General features: G+C 76.0%; 15 protein-coding genes and 1 pseudogene. 4 read left to right on the plus strand and 12 right to left on the minus strand.

Going from position 1 to position 17,039, the window contains the following annotated elements; genetic code table 11:
- A pseudogene (locus tag IF73_RS42245) lies at nt 1-185 on the plus strand (serine hydrolase); the annotation flags it as partial.
- A gap of 40 nt (nt 186-225) precedes the next feature.
- On the opposite strand, the gene IF73_RS0127705 reads toward IF73_RS42245, so the two are convergent.
- The 10 genes from IF73_RS0127705 to IF73_RS0127750 form a co-directional block, all read right to left on the minus strand.
- Entirely contained in the window at nt 226-906 is a 681-nt protein-coding gene (locus IF73_RS0127705; protein ID WP_031012842.1) for a VOC family protein, read from the minus strand.
- Nucleotides 907-945: 39 nt separating this feature from the next.
- Nucleotides 946-1,863 (minus strand): LysR family transcriptional regulator, encoded by a 918-nt coding sequence (locus IF73_RS0127710; RefSeq protein ID WP_031012844.1) that lies wholly within the window; start codon nt 1,861-1,863, stop codon nt 946-948.
- Nucleotides 1,864-2,018: 155 nt separating this feature from the next.
- Nucleotides 2,019-3,218 carry a glycine C-acetyltransferase gene (locus IF73_RS0127715; RefSeq protein ID WP_031012846.1) on the minus strand — a complete coding sequence of 400 codons (1,200 nt, stop codon included), beginning with the start codon at nt 3,216-3,218 and terminating at the stop codon, nt 2,019-2,021.
- Nucleotides 3,219-3,221: 3 nt separating this feature from the next.
- Nucleotides 3,222-4,256 (minus strand): L-threonine 3-dehydrogenase, encoded by a 1,035-nt coding sequence (gene tdh, locus IF73_RS0127720; protein WP_031012848.1) that lies wholly within the window; start codon nt 4,254-4,256, stop codon nt 3,222-3,224.
- 162 nt (nt 4,257-4,418) lie between these two features.
- Nucleotides 4,419-5,201 (minus strand): 4'-phosphopantetheinyl transferase family protein, encoded by a 783-nt coding sequence (locus IF73_RS38060; protein ID WP_078868290.1) that lies wholly within the window; start codon nt 5,199-5,201, stop codon nt 4,419-4,421.
- A 24-nt stretch (nt 5,202-5,225) separates the two neighbouring features.
- Complete coding sequence (locus tag IF73_RS0127730; protein WP_031012850.1) at nt 5,226-7,511, minus strand: serine/threonine-protein kinase; 2,286 nt, start codon at nt 7,509-7,511, stop codon at nt 5,226-5,228.
- Nucleotides 7,493-8,389, minus strand: a complete 897-nt coding sequence (locus tag IF73_RS0127735; RefSeq protein ID WP_031012852.1) for an oxygenase MpaB family protein — start codon at nt 8,387-8,389, stop codon at nt 7,493-7,495. The genes IF73_RS0127730 and IF73_RS0127735 overlap by 19 nt, the downstream gene beginning before the upstream one ends.
- A gap of 45 nt (nt 8,390-8,434) precedes the next feature.
- Nucleotides 8,435-9,706, minus strand: coding sequence for a DUF2201 family putative metallopeptidase (locus IF73_RS0127740; RefSeq protein WP_031012854.1), 1,272 nt, complete (start codon nt 9,704-9,706; stop codon nt 8,435-8,437).
- The gene (locus IF73_RS0127745; protein ID WP_031012856.1) at nt 9,703-10,923 is read right to left on the minus strand and encodes an AAA family ATPase; all 1,221 of its coding nucleotides are present in this window, start codon (nt 10,921-10,923) and stop codon (nt 9,703-9,705) included. Before IF73_RS0127745 ends, IF73_RS0127740 begins: the two co-directional genes overlap by 4 nt.
- A 171-nt stretch (nt 10,924-11,094) precedes the next feature.
- Complete coding sequence (locus IF73_RS0127750; protein ID WP_158822161.1) at nt 11,095-12,594, minus strand: hypothetical protein; 1,500 nt, start codon at nt 12,592-12,594, stop codon at nt 11,095-11,097.
- Between the two features lie 214 nt (nt 12,595-12,808).
- Between IF73_RS0127750 and IF73_RS0127755 the strand changes: the two genes are divergently transcribed.
- Together IF73_RS0127755 and IF73_RS0127760 are read left to right on the plus strand one after the other, a co-directional pair.
- Complete coding sequence (locus IF73_RS0127755; RefSeq protein WP_031012861.1) at nt 12,809-13,285, plus strand: GreA/GreB family elongation factor; 477 nt, start codon at nt 12,809-12,811, stop codon at nt 13,283-13,285.
- A complete protein-coding gene (locus IF73_RS0127760) occupies nt 13,282-14,121 on the plus strand; it encodes a hypothetical protein (protein ID WP_031012899.1) in 840 nt (279 codons plus the stop codon). Before IF73_RS0127755 ends, IF73_RS0127760 begins: the two co-directional genes overlap by 4 nt.
- A gap of 49 nt (nt 14,122-14,170) precedes the next feature.
- On the opposite strand, the gene IF73_RS0127765 is transcribed toward IF73_RS0127760, so the two are convergent.
- Complete coding sequence (locus IF73_RS0127765; protein WP_031012863.1) at nt 14,171-14,536, minus strand: YybH family protein; 366 nt, start codon at nt 14,534-14,536, stop codon at nt 14,171-14,173.
- A 104-nt stretch (nt 14,537-14,640) separates the two neighbouring features.
- Here IF73_RS0127765 and IF73_RS0127770 point away from each other — a divergent pair, with 104 nt between their 5' ends.
- Nucleotides 14,641-15,531, plus strand: coding sequence for a LysR family transcriptional regulator (locus IF73_RS0127770; RefSeq protein ID WP_031012865.1), 891 nt, complete (start codon nt 14,641-14,643; stop codon nt 15,529-15,531).
- Between the two features lie 24 nt (nt 15,532-15,555).
- On the opposite strand, the gene IF73_RS0127775 is transcribed toward IF73_RS0127770, so the two are convergent.
- Nucleotides 15,556-17,028 (minus strand): phytoene desaturase family protein, encoded by a 1,473-nt coding sequence (locus IF73_RS0127775; RefSeq protein WP_037880687.1) that lies wholly within the window; start codon nt 17,026-17,028, stop codon nt 15,556-15,558.
- Nucleotides 17,029-17,039 lie beyond the last annotated feature (11 nt).

A 17,039-nucleotide genomic window follows, 5' to 3' on the forward strand; every position in this document is an offset into this window, starting at 1 on the left:
CCCCCCCCCCCCCCGGACTCCGCCTCCGCTTCCGGTACGCCACCTCCTCCCGCACCGTCGGACGCGGGGTGTACGTGACCGGCCTGCGGGTCCTCGACCGCTCGGGCGGCCCGCTCTTCGACGAGTCCCGGCCGGCGGACGGATCCCGCGTGGAGGCGGACGGCTGGCACCGCTCGGCGGACTGAGGGGACCCGGGCGGCCCCACCGAGGGGATGCGGACAGCCCCTACTGCGGCGGGCCGGCGACCCCGACGCACGCCTCGTTCCCCTCGGGGTCGGCGAGGACCACGTTCGACGGCGCGTCGGCGTCGTTCACGATCCGGCCGCCGGCGGCGACGGCCGCCGCGATCCGGGCCTCGGCCTCGTCGTACGGAACCCAGACGTCGACGTGGATCCGGTTGCGCCCGCCCCGGGGCTCGTCCATGCGCTGGAAGTAGAAGGGCGCGCCACGGCGGCGCGGGTCGATCAGGTCCTCGTCGCTGCCCGCCCGGTTCTCGTAGCCGAGCAGCGCCCGCCAGAACGGCAGCACGTCCGCCACCACGAACGCGTCCAGCGTCACCTGGACGGTCCCGGCGGCGGACGGGTCGGCGGTCAGACCACGGGCGCGGGCCAGCGCCGAGATCCGGCGGGCGAGTTCCAGATGCCGCTCGGTCAGTCCGTAGTACGTGTCGGTGACGGTGATCAGCCGGACGAGGACCCCGTCGGGCCGCAGATCGACGTCGGGCGCTTCCCCTTCGCCGTCCACGAGTTCCGCCAGTTCCGCGACGAAGGCGGCCCCGGCCGCGAACGTCCCCGTACGGAAGGCGGCGCAGGCGCCCTCCCCGACGACCCGCCAGTCCTCCAGGCCGGGCGTCTCGTGGAACCGCCGCGGCCTGATCCGATCCGTCTTCTCGTCCGTCTCACCCATGCGGCCAACATAGCCGACGCGTAGGACGATTGACGGAGGTCAGGGGGCTCCCGGGCCGGAGGCGGCGGCCGTGCGGAGGGCGGTCAGGACGGGGGCGATGAGGGGGTGGTCCTCGCCGCCGCGGCGGACGGCCGCGAAGACGCGGCGGGTGGGCGCGACGCCGTCGACGGGGCGGACGGCGACATCCGTCAGGTCCATGCCGCGCAGCGCCGAGCGGGGCACGAGGGCCGCGCCGGCGCCGGCGGCGGCGAGCGCGACGACGGCCCTGAAGTCGTCCGAGACGTGCTCGAAGCGGGGCGCGAAGCCGGCGTACTCGCAGGCCAGGACGGTCACGTCGTGGCACGGATTGCCCGCGGACTGGCCGATCCAGGCGTCCCTGCCCAGGTCGGCGAGGGCGACGCGTTCGCTGCCGCCGAGGGGGTGGCCGGGCGGCAGCACCACATCGAAGGGCTCCGCGTAGAGCGGCACCCGGGTGAGCCGGTCGTCGTCCTCGCCCGGCGCTCCCCGGTACTCGACCGCCACGGCCACGTCGACCTGCCGGTCCAGCACCATCAGCAGGCTCTCGTCGCCCTCGGCGTCCCGCACCCTGACGCGGATGCCCGGTGCCGTGACGGCGAGGTCCGCGATGGCGGGGGCGACGACGAGGCCGATGCCGGTGGCGAACGCGGCGACCGTGACGGTGCCCGCCTCTCCCGAGCCGTACGCGGCGAGCGCCGCCTCCGCCCGCTCCAGCTGGGCCAGGACGGCGTTGGCGTGGCTCAGCAGGATCTCGCCGGCGGGGGTGAGCCTGGCCCCCCGCGCGCTGCGGTCGACGAGCCGGTGGCCCGTCTCCTGCTCCAGCGCGGCGAGCTGCTGGGAGACGGCGGAGGGGGTGAGGTAGAGCGCGGCGGCCGCCGCCGTGACCGTGCGGTGGTCGGCCACCGCGCGGAGGATGTGCAACCGCCGTGCTTCGATCATGCGTCTAGTCTCCCAGGCCGGGGGCGGGGCTCATGCCGACGGCCGAGGAGTTTGGATCCAAGATCCAGCATCCCGGATCCTGGATCCGGGATGCTGGATCCGGGATGCTGGATCCGGGATGCTGGATCCAGGATGTTGGATCCGGGATCCGGGACTCAGCCGCGGAGTTCGGCGCGCGCCGACACGAAGGCGTCGACCGCGCGGTTCACGTCCTCCGTGGAGTGGGCGGCGGAGAGCTGGACGCGGATGCGGGCCTGGCCCTGCGGGACGACCGGGTACGAGAAGCCGATCACGTAGACGCCGCGCTCCAGGAGCAGCTCGGCCATCTTCCCGGCCTCCGCCGCGTCGCCGATCATGACGGGCGCGATGGCGTGGTCGCCGGGGAGGATGTCGAAGCCGGCCTCGGTCATGCGGCTGCGGAACAGCGCCGTGTTGGCGTTCAGCTTGTCGCGCAGGTCGCCCGCGGACTCCAGCAGGTCGAGGACCTTGAGGGAGGCGGCGGCGATGACCGGGGCGAGGGTGTTGGAGAAGAGGTACGGGCGGGAGCGCTGGCGCAGCAGGGCGACGATCTCGGCGCGGGCCGCGACGTAGCCGCCGGAGGCACCGCCGAGCGCCTTGCCGAGGGTGCCGGTGATGATGTCGACGCGGTCCATGACGCCGTGCAGCTCGGGGGTGCCGCGGCCGCCGGCGCCGACGAAGCCGACGGCGTGCGAGTCGTCGACCATGACCATGGCGTCGTAGCGCTCGGCCAGGTCGCAGATGTCGGCGAGCGGGGCGACGTAGCCGTCCATGGAGAAGACGCCGTCGGTGACGATCAGCTTGCGCCGGGCGCCGCCCTCGGTGGCCTCCTTGAGCTGCTGCTCCAGGTCGGCCATGTCGCGGTTGGCGTAGCGGAAGCGGCGGGCCTTGGAGAGGCGGATGCCGTCGATGATGGAGGCGTGGTTGAGGGCGTCGGAGATGACCGCGTCCTCGGCGCCGAGGAGGGTCTCGAAGACGCCGCCGTTGGCGTCGAAGCAGGAGGAGTAGAGGATCGTGTCCTCCTGGCCGAGGAAGGCGGAGAGGCGGGCCTCCAGCTCCTTGTGCACCTCCTGCGTGCCGCAGATGAAGCGGACCGAGGCCATGCCGTAGCCCCAGCGGTCGAGCGCCTCGTGGGCGGCGGCGACGACGTCGGGGTGGTCGGCGAGGCCGAGGTAGTTGTTGGCGCAGAAGTTCAGCACCTCGCCCGGGCGGCCTCCGGCCGTGACCTCGACGGTCGCGGACTGGGGGGTGCCGATGACGCGCTCGGGCTTGAAGAGGCCGTCCGCCCGGATCTCGTCGAGGGTGGCGCGGATGTCGTCGCGTACGGAATCGAACATGGGTCAGGCTCCCGCAGTCCAGTCGAGGATGATCTTGCCGCTCTTGCCGGAGGCCGCGTCGTCGAAGGCGGCCTCGTAGTCGGTGTAGTCGTACCGGCCGGTGATGACCGGGGACAGGTCGAGCCCGCCCTCCAGGAGGACCGACATGGCGTACCAGGTCTCGAACATCTCGCGGCCGTAGATGCCCTTGACGGTGATCATCGAGGTGACGATCTTCGCCCAGTCGACGGCGAAGTCCTCGCTCGGCAGGCCGAGCATGGCGATCTTCCCGCCGTGGGTCATGTTGGCGATCATGTCGCGCATGGCGTGCGGGTTGCCCGACATCTCCAGGCCGACGTCGAAGCCCTCCTTCAGCCCGAGGGTGCGCTGGCCGTCGGCGATGGTCTTCTCGGCCACGTTGAGGGCGAGCGAGACGCCGGTCTTGCGGGCCAGGTCGAGGCGCTCCTCGCTGACGTCGGTGATGACGACGTTGCGGGCGCCGGCGTGCTTGGCGACGGCGGCGGCCATGATGCCGATGGGGCCGGCGCCGGTGACGAGGACGTCCTCGCCGACGAGCGGGAAGGAGAGGGCGGTGTGGACGGCGTTGCCGAACGGGTCGAAGATCGCGGCGACGTCGAGGTCGACGGGGACGCGGTGCACCCACACGTTGGAGGCGGGCAGGGCCACGTACTCGGCGAAGGCGCCGTCCCGGCCGACGCCGAGGCCGACGGTGGCGCGGCAGAGGTGGCGGCGGCCGGCCAGACAGTTGCGGCACTTGCCGCAGACGAGGTGGCCCTCGCCGCTGACCAGGTCGCCGACGGCGATGTCGGAGACGTCACGCCCGACGGAGACGACCTCGCCGACGAACTCGTGGCCGATGGTCATCGGGGTGGCGATGGTCTTCTGCGCCCAGCCGTCCCAGGAGCGGATGTGCAGGTCGGTGCCGCAGATGCCGGTCCGCTTGACCTTGATCAGTACGTCCCCGGGGCCGGTCTCCGGCTCGGGCACGTCCGTGAGCCAGAGTCCCGGCTCCGCCTTCAGCTTGACCAATGCCTTCAATGCCACGGCTCCCGACGTGCGTGTCCTGTGATGTACGGGTCAGGGCACGCGCGCGTGCCCAAGATCCTCGGAGACGAATCTTCCGTACGGGGGGCTCGCGGTCCATCGAGGTTTTCTTAAGCGCGCTCGCAGTTCAGCTTCACGCCGGGGCGTCGCCGCTGCTCAGGCGGGTGCGCCGGGGCTCGCGGCGGCGACGAAGGAGGCCGGAAGCCAACTCGTACGGACGCGTCCCATGGGGCCCTCGACGGCGACGGCCGCCGCGTGTCCGCCGGCGGTGGGCACGCCTTGCACGGCCCAGCCCTCGGGGAGGGCGGCGGGGTCGCGCTCGCCGAGGTAGTCCTTGTCGAGGGAGCGGGCCACGCCGATGCCGATGCCCTTGAGGTACGCCTCCTTGCGGCACCAGACGCGGGCGAACGCCTCGGGGGCGTGCCCGGCGTCGGCGATCTCGGCCCGTTCCGCCGGGTGCAGGGCCGCGGTCACCTCGCGGACCGTGGTGGCCTCGGGGAAGGTCTCGACGTCGACACCGACGCGGCGGGCCGCGATGCCGATGAGGACCACGTCGCCGCTGTGCGACAGGGAGAAGTGCGGGGCGCCGGGCGGCCCGTCGACGGCCGGCCGGCCGTGGGGGGCGCCGCAGCCGGGGCACGGCTCCCTGCGGTACGCGACCTCGGCCGGCGCGACGCCGAGGCGCGGGGCGAGCAGGCGGCGCAGGGCGATGTGGCCGATGCCGTACCGGAGGCGGTCCGCGACCCGGAGGGGCCTGGTGAGCCGGTCGCGCTCCTCGGCGTCGAGTTCGGAGGGGTCCAGGTCGCCCTCGGCGAGGTGGTCCACCCGGAACTGCCACAGGTCGACGTCGACCCCGGCCGGGCCGGGCTCCGTGTCGGGGGTGGGCGTGCGGGGCTCGGGGGCGGCGTCGCCGGGGCGGTCGATGATCACACGGGTCATTAAATCAGCGCGGCCCGGTCCGACTCAGGGCGTGCCGGGGGCAGTTGGACCGGCGGAGCCTCGACCGTCGGCGGCCGCCGCCGTGCCGCGGCGGACGGCGTCGGCCTCGGTGTGGCGGCCGAGCCGGTCGAGGCAGTGGGTGAGGTCGGCGAGGGCGGCGAGGGTGTCCGGGTGCAGGGGCCCGAGGATCCGGCCGCGGGCCTCGGCGAGGGACCGCAGCGGGGCGAGGGCCTCCTCCCAGCGGCCCAGCCGGCCGAGGAGGACGGCGGCCTCGCGGCGGCTGCGCAGGGTGTCGGGGTGGTCCGCGCCGAGGACCCGCCGGCGGGCTGCGTGCACGGACTGGGCGGCGTCGAGCGCCTCCTGCCAGCGGCCGAGCCGGCCGAGGTGGACGGCGAGGGCGTGCCGGACGCGCAGGGTCTCCGGGGCGTCGGCGCCCTGGGTGCGGGTGCGGACCGCGACCAGGTCGCGGCAGACGGCGAGGGCGTCGGCGGCCCGCCCGAGCCGGCCCAGACAGGCGCTGGTCTCGTAGCGGGCGGCGAGCGTGTCCGGATGGTCGGGACCGAGCGAGGAGGCGCGGCCCTCGGCCACCGCGCGGTACTGGTCGAGGGCTTCCTCGGCGCGGCCCAGGCGGCCCAGGGTGTGGGCGAGTTCGTGGCGGGTGACCAGGGTGTCGGGGTGGTCCGCGCCGAGCAGCCGGGTGCGGGTGTCGGCGACGGCGAGGGCGGTGCGGTACGACTCCTCCAGGCGGCCGAGCCGGGCGAGGGTGTACGCGAGGTTGTGGCGGCAGCGCAGGGTGTCGGGGTGGTCGGGGCCCGCGATGCGCTCGCGGACCGCGAGGACGTCGGCGTAGACCGTGTGCGCCTCCGCGTGCCGGCCGAGCCGGCCGAGGGCGTAGGCCCGCTCCTGGCGGGCGGCCAGGGTGTCGGGGTGGTCCGGGCCCAGGACACGGGCGCGGGCGTCGGCGACGCGCTCGAACGCCGCCAGGGCCTCCTCCTTGCGGCCGAGCCGGCCCAGCGCGAAGGCGAGTTCGTAGGCGCTGGCCAGGGTGTCGGGGTGGTCGGCGCCGAGGACCCGGGTCCGGTCGCCGGCGACGGAGCGGTGCAGCTGCTCCGCCTCCGGCCAGCGGCCCAGCCGGCCGAGGCCGAGGCCGGCGCGGTGGCGGGCGGCGAGGACGGCGAGCAGTTCGGGCGTGGCGTCCGTGGTGGGGCGGACCGGGGCGTCGATCCCGGCGGCGCCCGGACGCGCGGTGGTCCACTCGGTGGTGAGGACGGCGGCGGCCGGGTCGTGGCCGGAGACGCGGGGCGCGCCGGGTGCGACGGGGCGGGGCCCGCCGGTGACGGCCCGGGCCCACGCGGGCGTGCGGTCGGGTTCCGGTACGGGGACGGTGCCGGCGCCGGTTCCGTCGCCGGGGCGCGGCGGGCGGGGCGGCAGCGGCGGCGCGAGCGGTCCCCCGCCGCCGACGGTGCGGCCGTCGACGATCCGGCGGCGCAGGTCGGAGGCGTCGCGCGGGCGCTGGTCGGGCACCTTGGCGAGCAGGTCGACGACGAGCCGGTCGAAGTAGTCGGGCAGCTCGGAGCGGAGGGTGCGCGGCGGGCTCGGCACGGTGTCCCGGTGGCCGACGAGCACGGCCCAGGAGTCGTCGAGGTCGAACGGCGGTGCCCCGGTGGCCAGTTCGTACAGCACGCAGCCCAGCGAGTACAGGTCGCTGCGGTGGTCGATGTCGCCGCCGCCGATCTGCTCCGGGGACATGTAGTGGGGGGTGCCCATGGCGATGCCGGTGCCGGTGAGGCGGGAGGTGAAGCCCATGTCGGCGCCGAGGCGCGCTATCCCGAAGTCGCAGATCTTCACCGTGCCGTCGCGCAGTCGCATGATGTTGGCGGGCTTGAGGTCGCGGTGCACGATGCCCATCCGGTGGGTGTACTCGAGCGCGTCGGCGACCTGGTCGGCGATGTCGACGACCTCGTGGACCGGCAGCGGGCTGCGGGCGTTGGAGGCGAGGAGCTGGCTGAGGTTCTGGCCCTCCAGGAGCTCCATGACGAGGAAGAGCACGCCCTCGTACTCGCCGAAGTCGTGGACGACGGTGATGCCCCGGTGCTGGAGCGCCGCGGCGACCCGGGCCTCCCGGCGGAACCGCTCGCGCACCACGGTCTGCACGCCCGCGTCCTGGTGCGGGCCCAGCGGTTTGAGGCACTTGACCGCGACCCCGCGGCCCAGTGCCTCGTCGGTGGACCGCCACACCTCGCCCATGCCACCGCGGCCGATGACCTCGTGCAGGCGGTAGCGCCCCTGGATCAGTCTGATGTCCCCCATCGTGTGCCGTCGCCCCCGTCGTCTTCGTGCACGCTCTCCGGCCCGTCCAGTATGGCCGCAGCCTCGGACAGTGTGTACGGGTCGGGTCGGGTGTCCGGCCCGAGGCGGTCCATGGCGCGCAGGATGTGGCGGGGCGGCAGCCGCCAGCGGAGCGTCGCCGGGATGCGGCGCAGCAGGCCGGCGGTGGCGGTGAGGCGGCGGTCGACGGTGGCGGCGGGCGGCACGGGGCGGCCGTAGAGCTCATGGGCCCAGTCCGGCAGCGTGTCGTACGCCAGTGAGCTGATCCGCCGCCACACCAGCGCCCGCCCCGCGACCAGCGCCGGCGGTACGGGGGGCCTGCGCAGGAAGTCGAGCACGGCGAACGCGTCCTCGCCCGCCGCGAGTTCGCCCCGGACCGAGACGAAGTACGCGTCCAGTCCGGTCTCGGTGGCCGGTACGGTCGCCGGGTCGAGCCCGACCAGCCGCGCGGAGGTGCGCTGCTCGTCCACGTACCGGTCGGCCGTCCTGCCGGTCAGCGGCAGGCCGGAGCGGCGGGCGACGGAGACGTACGAGTCGATCTCGGCGCAGTGCACCCAGCGCAGGAGGTCGGGGTCGTCCACCCCGAGGAGCCGGTGGATCCGCCGCACCCGCGCGCCGGCCCGCTCGGCGGCCTCCCGCGTCCCGTAGCTGAGCGTGCCGACGAAGCTCGCCGTCCGCATCAGCCGGCCCCAGGGGTCCTCCCGGAAGCTGCTGTTGATCATGACGCCGCGGACGGCGACGGGGTGCAGGGCCTGGAGGTACAGGGCGCGCACCCCGGCGATCCACATCACCGGATCGCCGTGCAGCTGCCAGGTCACGGAGCGGGGCCCGAAGAGCCCGGGATCGGCGTCCTGCCTCATGGGTTCAGGCTACGCGCGGCGGGCACGGACGGACCCCCTCCGTCGTCATCCGATCTCCACCACGCGCGCCCACGCCGGCGGCCGCCACAGGAAGTCGTCCTCCTCGTCGTCCTCGTCCGCGCCGGGCGGGCGCGGGAAGAGGCCGACGACGGTGCGGCAGGAGGGGGCGTGCTCGGGCCAGGGGGTCTGGCCGTCGGTGAAGACGACGAGGGCGTCGGGGCGTGGGGTGAGGCGGAGGGCGCGGGCGAAGCCGGCGCGGAGGTCGGTGCTGCCGCCTCCGACGAGGGGGATCTCGGCGTCGGCGCAGAGGCGGCGGGCGGTGTGGGCGGTGGCGTCGCAGGCGACGACGGTGACGAGGTCACGCCGGCCGCCGAGGGCGTCGGTGAGGGCGGCGACCTCCAGGAGGGCGCTGCCGAGTTCGGTGTCGGAGACGGAGCCGGAGGTGTCGATGACGACGGCCACGTGGGGCGGGGTGCGGCGGAGGCTGGGGAGCACGATTCCGGGGAGGGAGGCGGCGCGGCGGGCGGGGCGGCGGTAGGTGTAGTCGCCGCCGGCGCCGGACGAGGAGACGGCGGAGCGGAGGGCCGCGCCGAGGAGTTCGCGCCAGGGCTGGGGCGGGTGGCAGACCTGCTCGGCCCAGCGCTGCCAGCCCTCGGGGGCGGTGCCGGGGCGGCCCTTGATGCCCCGGGCGACGCGGAAGACGACGGCTTCGCGTTCCTGCGGGGTGAGCCCGTCGGCACCGTCGGGGCCGAGTTCCCACGGGCGGTCGCGGCCGTCGGCGCCGCTGCCGCAGTCGAGCCAGGCCATGTCGGCGGTGCGGGGCGTGATGCGTACCGCGCGGAGGTAGTCCTCCATCAGCAGGCCGGGTGCCAGGTCGAGCATGTCGGGGCGGAGGGCGCCGGCCGGGCGCGGAAGGCCGTCGGCGGGGTCGTCGTCGTAGATGTCGTCGTTGATCTCGAAGTCGCCGGCGATGTTCATGCGGAGCCGTTCGGCCGCGCCGTCGCCGTCGGGGCCGAGGTCGCGGGCGAGACGGTCGCCGCGGCCGTGGTGGTCGCGGAGGAGGTGGGCGACCTCGTGGACCCAGACGCCGGCGAGTTCCCGCATCGGGGTGCGGTCGACGAAGGCCGGGGACACGTACATCCGCCAGTGCCGGTCGACGCCCATGGTGGGGACCGCCCGGGTGGGCACGACCCGGAGGGCGAAGAGGGCGGTGGCGAGGTAGGGCCGGACCCGGACGGCGTAGAGCCGGGCGGCGTACAGCTTGTCGTGGTCGAGGGCCTGTTCGGCCGGGACCACCGGAGCGGCGGGGGCGGTCATCGGCGTCCCCGGGCCGCCGCGGCCGGCCGGGCCGCCCGCCGGGAGAGGCCGATGGTGCCGGCGAGGCGTTCGATGTCGGTGGGCACGTCCCAGTCGTCGCGGCGGAGTGCGGCGAGGGTGGTGGCGGGGACGACGACGAGGTCCGGCGGTCCGGTCTCGGCGGCGCGGGCCAGCAGGGCCCAGGCGGCGTCCCAGCGGTCGCGGGCGGGGCGCTCGCGGACGGCGGCGACGACGCCTTCGAGGGCGGCCTGGCGGCGGTCGCCGCGTTCGGGGAGCACCGCGGCGGCCGGGTCGGCGAGGAGCTCCTCGGGGTCGGGGAGGTCCATCCGGTCGAGCCAGGCGAGGAGTTCGAAGCCGGGCCCGTCGCCGACGGTGCCCCGGACCAGGGAGGAGAGGACGTCCCGGGAGGAGCCGGCGACGGTCGCGAAGGCGACCAGACGCAGGGTCATGTCCCAGCTGCGGGGTGAGGGCCAGGGGCCGCCCCGCCGGGTCTCGTCCCCGGGCAGCCGGTGGACGAGCGTGGGCCGGGCGCCGAGCAGCCCGCAGACCGCCCGGCGGGCGTGGTCGACGGCCTCGGGGAGCCGGAGCGGGTCGAGGCGGGGCAGGGTGGCGCGGGGCCAGGTGCCGCCGAGGCCCCGGACGACGACGTCGTGCTCGTGGGTCCAGCGCAGGTGGACGAAGCGGTTGGCGAGCGGGGCGCTCAGCTCCCACCCGTCGGCGGCGGAGGCCCGGGGGTTGGCGGCCGCCACGATCCGTACCCCGGGCGGGAGGGTGAGGGCGCCGACCCGGCGTTCCAGGACGAGCCGGAGGAGGGCGGCCTGGACGGCGGGCGGCGCGGTGGACAGCTCGTCGAGGAAGAGCAGGCCGCGGCCCTCCCGGACGAGCCGGACGGCCCAGTCGGGCGGCGCCATCGCCACCCCGCGGACGGCCGGGTCGTCGCCGAGGACGGGCAGCCCGGAGAAGTCGGTCGGTTCGTGGACGCTGGCGATGACGGTGGTGAGCGGCAGGTCGAGTTCCTCGGCGAGCCGGGTGAGGGCGGCGGTCTTGCCGATGCCGGGCTCGCCCCAGAGGAGGACGGGCAGGTCGGCGGCGACGGCGAGGGTCAGCGCCTCCAGCTGGTCGTCGGCGCGGGGCTCGGTGCGGGTGTCGCCGAGGAGGGCGAGGAGGTCGGCGGCGACCGCCAGGGGGGCGGTGTGCGGGGTGGTCCGGGAAGTCATGGGTGGCATCACCTGGGTGGGGTGTGGGCGTGCCGGAGCACGGAAGTGAACGGGCGAACGGGGACGGCGGGGTGGCCGCCGTGGGCGGCGGGGCGCGCACGCGCGCGTGCCGGGTCAGCGGGCCCAGGGGGCGCCGGTCGGCGCCCCGTGGGCTCGGCGCGCCGCGTGGGCTCAGCGGGCGAGGGCGTGGCGTGGGTGGTCGCGGCGGTCGAGCGAGCGGGGCGTGGGGCCGGTGGACCGCAGGCGGCGGGTGCGCCGGGGGCGGCCGTGGTCGGGGTCGGGGGCGGCGGCGGGCGGGGGTTCGGCGACGGCGTCGGGGCCGGTGGCGCGCAGGCCCGCCCGGTAGAGCCCGTGCAGGACCTTCCGTTCGGCGGCGCGTTCGAGGGCCTGGCGAAGGGGACCGTCCCGCAGGGTGGCGTCGGGGCCGAGGAGGGTCTCGACGACGACGAGCGCGCCCGCCGTGTCGCCGTGGGCGAGCCGTTCGCGGACGCCGGCGAGGCCCTCGGGCACGCGGTGGGCCTCGTCGATCGCCCGCAGACACGGCAGCGGCGTCCCGGAGAGGGCGACGAGCAGCGCCTCGCGGCGGAGTTCGGCCGGGTCGTGGTCGAGCGGCGTGAGGACGCCGCCGACGAGGCCGATGCGGTGCGGGCGCCCCTGGCACTCCACGACCCGCGGCCCGGACTCCCGCGCCTCCCGGCCGGTGCCGAGACCGCCGCGGTGGCCCGGGACCAGCGCCTCGGCGACGAGCGGGTGCAGGTCGTCGGGGGCGACCAGGCCGGCCCGGAGCAGCCCCAGGTCGGGCGGGGTCCAGGTCGCCGCGTCGGGCAGTACGGCCGGCCGGCGCTCCGCCCGGTCCCCGCGCGCGGATCCGGGCCGCCCGCGGCCCGTCGGCGCGGGCTCGGTCCGGACTCCCCCGTCCGGCTCCGGCGTGAGGAGCAGCCGGTGCCGGGCGGCGAGGCGTACGAGGACGGGCCCGGCGGCCGGCCCGTCGGCGGCGAGCAGCAGACGGGCCTCGGCCGCCCAGCGGTCCACGGCCCAGCCGGGCCCGGGCGGTTCGTCGGGTACGGCAGGGAGGGCGGGCCTCCGGTCGGCGCCGGACCGCGTGCGGAGCTCCGGGGCGCGGGTGGCGTCCCACAGGTGCCGGTGGAGGTCGAGCCGGAAGCGGGGGCTGGGATGCGGGTGGGGGTGGGCGGCGGCGGGGTCGTCCGTGTTCCACCGGCGCGGGGGCGCCCCGGCGGGCGGGCCGTCCCAGAGGGCGAGCGAGATCCGCTGTCCGGCGTCGGCCCAGGCGGGCGCGGTACGGGCCACCAGGTGGACGGGGCGCGCCGGCCGGTCCCCGGGGCCCTGGTGGCCGTCGTAGACGGCCAGGGTGACGGTGAGTCCGGGGCGGAGCAGTCCGTCCGGGGCGGTCCTCGGCAGGTGCCAGCGGAGCAGGTCGGGGGCGAGGCGGCGGAGGTCGGCACGCACGCGTGCGGCGAGTTCGGTGCCGTGGGTCCGGGCCAGGGTCCGGGGTGTCAGGTCGAGGTCCACTCCCGCGGCGGCGCAGGCTCCGGCCCAGTCGCCGGCCAGGCGCCGGGCGGTGGCGGTCTCGATCATGGTGGGCGGGACGGCGTAGGCACGCACGCGCCGCCAGAGGGAAAGGCGGGTGTCCTCCCGCGCGGGTGTCCCCATCAGGACACACCGTGCGTGGTGAGGACCCCCGATCGGTGTGAGGAGTGAGTGATCATCGCGTGCACGCTAACGCCCCCGGTCCGGGCGGCGCCAGGGGTTTTCCGCTCCCCTCGACAGCGGTGGAGCGGTTTCACGCGATTTGACGTGATTTCACAGGGATGTCGGAATGGGAAGCGTCGTTCTTCGTCCCCGCCACCGCACGACGGGAGCCGTCATGACCGCTGGACCCGAGCCCATGAGCGAGGCCGCCCGCTCGGCGCTGAACCGCGAACTGTCCGCGCTGCGCACCGAGCGGGCCAACGTCGCCGCCACGCTCGGCGACGCCGAGGAACCGGGCGACCGGGCCGATCAGGCCGACGAGTTGAACCGGGCCACGGAGGCGGAGCGGCTGGACGCGCGGATCGAGGAGATCGAGGGCCGGCTGCGGGAGGCCGCGGCGGCCGGGCCGCCGTCCACCGGGAAGGTCGGCGTGGGCAGCACGGTGAGCGTGCGGTTCGGCGACGGCACCGAGTCGACGGTGCACATCGGCGAGCTGGCGGACGCGGCGGACCCGACGCTGGTCACGGCCGCGAGTCCGCTCGGCCGGGCGCTGCTCGGGCACGCCGCCGGGGACAGCGTGGCGTACGCGACGCCGCTGGGCCGGACCACCGCGGTCGTCCTCTCGGTGGGGTCGCCGGGCGGCGGCTCCTGACCGGGGCCGCCGACACCCGCCCCGGCGCCGACCGGGATCTGGAGGAGGAGCGCCGGGCCGACCGGAAGGGCGGCCCGGGGCACACCGTGCTCCTGGCTCTGGCGCTCGCCGTGCCGGTGGCCAAGGTCGCGTACACGGTGGGCGGCGGGGACGCGGTGCGGGACGTGTTCATGGGCATGGAGCCGGCGAACTGGCCCGATGTGCTGCTCGGCATGGTGATCACCGACCCGCTGCTCGGCTCCGTCCTCGCCGTGGTGATCTCCCGGCTCGTCTTCGCCGTCTTCGCGGGGCGCGGTGTCGTCCCCTCCGGCCGGGGGCGGGCGGCCAGGCTGCGCCGGGCCGGGATCACCGTCCTGAACCCGCTCGCCGTCGGCGTCATCGACGCCTGCCTGTTCGGCCCCTGGTGGGGCCTCGGCACCGCGCTCGCGGCGTACGCGCTCCGCAAGGGCGTGGTCGTGGAGTACCGGACCGGGCGGCGGCGTCCGCACCACGGGCACGGGGACCGCTCGCACGGCGTCTCGCACGACCCGGGGTACCGGCCGCCGCCCTGGCTGCGCCGGGCCTCGGCGGCGGAACAGCTGGTGGCCCTGCTCCTCACCGCCGTGGCCCTGCCCGCGCTGACCTTCGCGTCGGCGCTCGACGGGCAGGCGTGGACCTCGGTCGTGGCCTGCCGGGTCACCGACGGCACCCGCGTCTCGGAGGCGCGGCTGATCGAGCTGAGCCGCGTGGGCGACGGCGTGGTCGGCTGGAACCTCGACGCGGAGGAGATCTCCAACGGCGTGGGCTGTACCAGTACAGACAGCCGTTACGTACGAGAGCCCTGGTGGCGGTCCTGACCACGCGCGCGTGCGGAGGCGGTCCCGGCTCGGCCCGCGGCTGCGCCGCTCACCGCGCCGGCGGGACGAACTCCGACTGGTCGAGCACCCGCAGCCAGCTGCCGTCGGGCTGGCGCCTGACGACCTGCGCCCTGGCTCCGGTGCCGTCCCTCGGCGGGGTGGAGGTGAGGGCGATGTCGCCGTTCACCAGGGTGGGCAGCGGCTCCTCCGGTTCGAAGCGGGGACGGCGGGCCAGCACCTTCTCCCACAGGACGCGGATCGCCTCCCGTCCCACCGTCACGTCGCCGGGCGGGTAGGCCAGCACGGCGTCCTCGGCGTAGAGCGCGGCGACGCCGGCCGCGTCGCCCGCGTTGGACCGCTCGACGAACAGACGGGTGATGTCCTCGGGGCGCATGGCCTTCTCGTACTCCGGCATCGGGGTTCCTCCTCGGGGCGACTTCCTCGTTTCGGCCTCCAGCCTCGCTCCCCCCTGATCAGAAGTCCAACAGATGGTTCTGCTGCCTACTAGAATCTGCAGTCATGGAACTGAGGCAGTTGGAGTACTTCGTCGCGGTCGCCGAGGAGCGGAACTTCACCCGGGCCGCCGAGCGGGTGCACATCAGCCAGTCCGGCGTCAGCGCGCAGATCCGGCGGCTCGAACACGAGCTGGGCGCCGAGCTGTTCGACCGCTCGGCCCGGACGGTGACCCTCACCGTCGCCGGGGAGGCCGCCCTCGCGCACGCGCGCGCGACGCTCGCGTCGGCCGAGGCGGTCGGGCGCGCGGTGGACGAGGTGACGGGCCTGGTGCGCGGCCGGCTGACCGTCGGAATGGTCGTCGGCTGCACGATCACCCCGCTCTTCGACGCCCTCGCCGCCTTCCGCACGGCCCATCCCGGCGTGGACGTCCTGCTCCGGGAGGACAACTCCGACCGGCTCGTCGAGTACGTCCGGAACGGCACCGTCGACCTGGCGCTCGTCGGCACCGCCGCCGCGACCCCCGACGGCCTGGACGCGCTGACGATCATCAGCGAGCGGCTCGTCGCGGCCGTCCCGCCCGACCACCCCCTGGCCGGCCGGAAACACCTCGCCCTGCGCGAGCTGACGGCCCACCCGGTCATCTGCATGCCGCGCGGCACGGGCCTGCGGGCGGTACTCGACGAGGCGTCCGCCGCACAGGACCTCCGGCCCGCGATCGCCCTGGAGGCCGGCGCCGCCGACGCCATCGCCGACCTCGCCGCACGCGGCCTCGGCGTCGCCGTCCTGAGCACCTCCATGGCCGCCGCCCACACCGACCGCCTCACCCCCCTCCCCCTCACCGACGTGAACGTCCCGGCCCTCCTCGCCCTCGTCTGGAAACCCACCCCCCACCCGGCCGTCCACGCCTTCCTCCCCCACGCACGCGAGGCGTTCGGCACGCCCGGCGCTCCTTGACGGAAGCCGCCGAAGGGTGACGGTCTAGCGCCAGGGCGGGCGGAGGCCCAGGTGGTGGAGGGCTGAGGCGGCGGCGCCGGCGCCGGACATGCCGTGGGCGCCGGGGCCGGGTGGGGTGGCGGCCGAGCAGAGGTAGACGCCGGGAAGGCCGGTGGCGTAGGGGTCGAGGGCGGGGCGGGCGCCGAGGACGAGCTGGCGGACGGTCTTGGCACCGGTGAGGATGTCGCCGCCGGCGAAGTTCGGGTTGCCTGCGGCGAAGTCGGCGGGGCGGGTGATCCGCATGCCGACGATCCGGTCGCGGACACCGGGGGCGAACTGTTCGAGGCGGGCCAGGATCGCGTCGGTCGCGTCGCCGTCGTAACCGTGCGGCACGTGCGCGTACGTCCACACGGGGTGGACGTCGCCCACGGAGCGGGAGGGGTCGGCGAGGTACTGCTGACCGACGAGGACGAACGGCCGCTCCGGCATCCGGCCGTCCGTCACGTCCCGCTCGGCGCGGACGACCTCGGCGAGCGGACCGCCCAGGTGGACGGTGCCGGCGCGGCGGGCCGGCTCCGCGCGCCAGGGCACGCCGCCCTCGACGGCGAGGTCCACCTTGAAGGCGCCGGGGCCGCGCCGGAAGCGGCGGTACGCGGCGGCCGTCCGGGCCGGCAGCAGGTCGCCGTAGACCGCGGCGACCTGCGCCGGGTCGAGGTCCAGGAGGGTGAGGTCGGCGGGCGGCAGCTGTCCGCGGTCGGTGACCCGGACGCCGGTCTCGATCCGGCCGCCGTGGGCGCGGAGCGCGGCCGCCAGGGCGTCCGTGATGGCCCGGGAGCCGCCCTCGGCGACGGCCCAGCCGGCCGCGTGCCCCGCCGTGAGGATGCCGAGCCCGATGGCGGAGCTGAGCGGTTCGGTCAGCGGGCGGTACGCGTGGGCCGCGACGCCCGCCCACAGCGCGCGGGCGCCCGGGGTGCGGAAGAGGCGGGCGAGGGCGGTGGCCGGCAGGACGGTCGGCAGGCCGAAGCGGGCCAGCAGCAGCGGGTGCCCGGGGACGCGCAGCAGCGGGCCCATGACGTCCCCGGAGAGCGCCTCCCAGCGGCGTACCGAGGGGGCGAGGAGCGCCCGGTAGCGGGCCGCGTCGGCGCCGAGGCCGGCGGCGGTCTCGGTGACCGAGCGGTGCAGGACGGCGGCGGTGCCGTCGTCGAGGGGGTGGGCGCAGTCGATCTCCGGGAGCCGCCAGTTCAGCCCGTACCGGTCCAGGCGGAGGTGGCGGAGGGCGGGCGAGGCGACGGCGAGGGGGTGGACGGCCGAGCAGTGGTCGTGGAGCAGGCCGGGCAGGATCGCCTCGTCGGTGCGGGTGCCGCCGCCGATCTCGTCGGCGGCCTCCAGGACGGTGACGTCGACGCCGGCCTCGGCGAGCAGGGCGGCGGCGGCGAGCCCGTTGGGGCCCGCGCCGACGACGACGGCGGTCGGGGTGGTCCCGGTGGGGCGGGCGGGGCGCGGACGCGTGCTGCTCATGGGGCGAGTCT

The sequence above is a fragment of the Streptomyces sp. NRRL F-5727 genome (assembly GCF_000719555.1).
GTDB lineage: Bacteria > Actinomycetota > Actinomycetes > Streptomycetales > Streptomycetaceae > Streptomyces.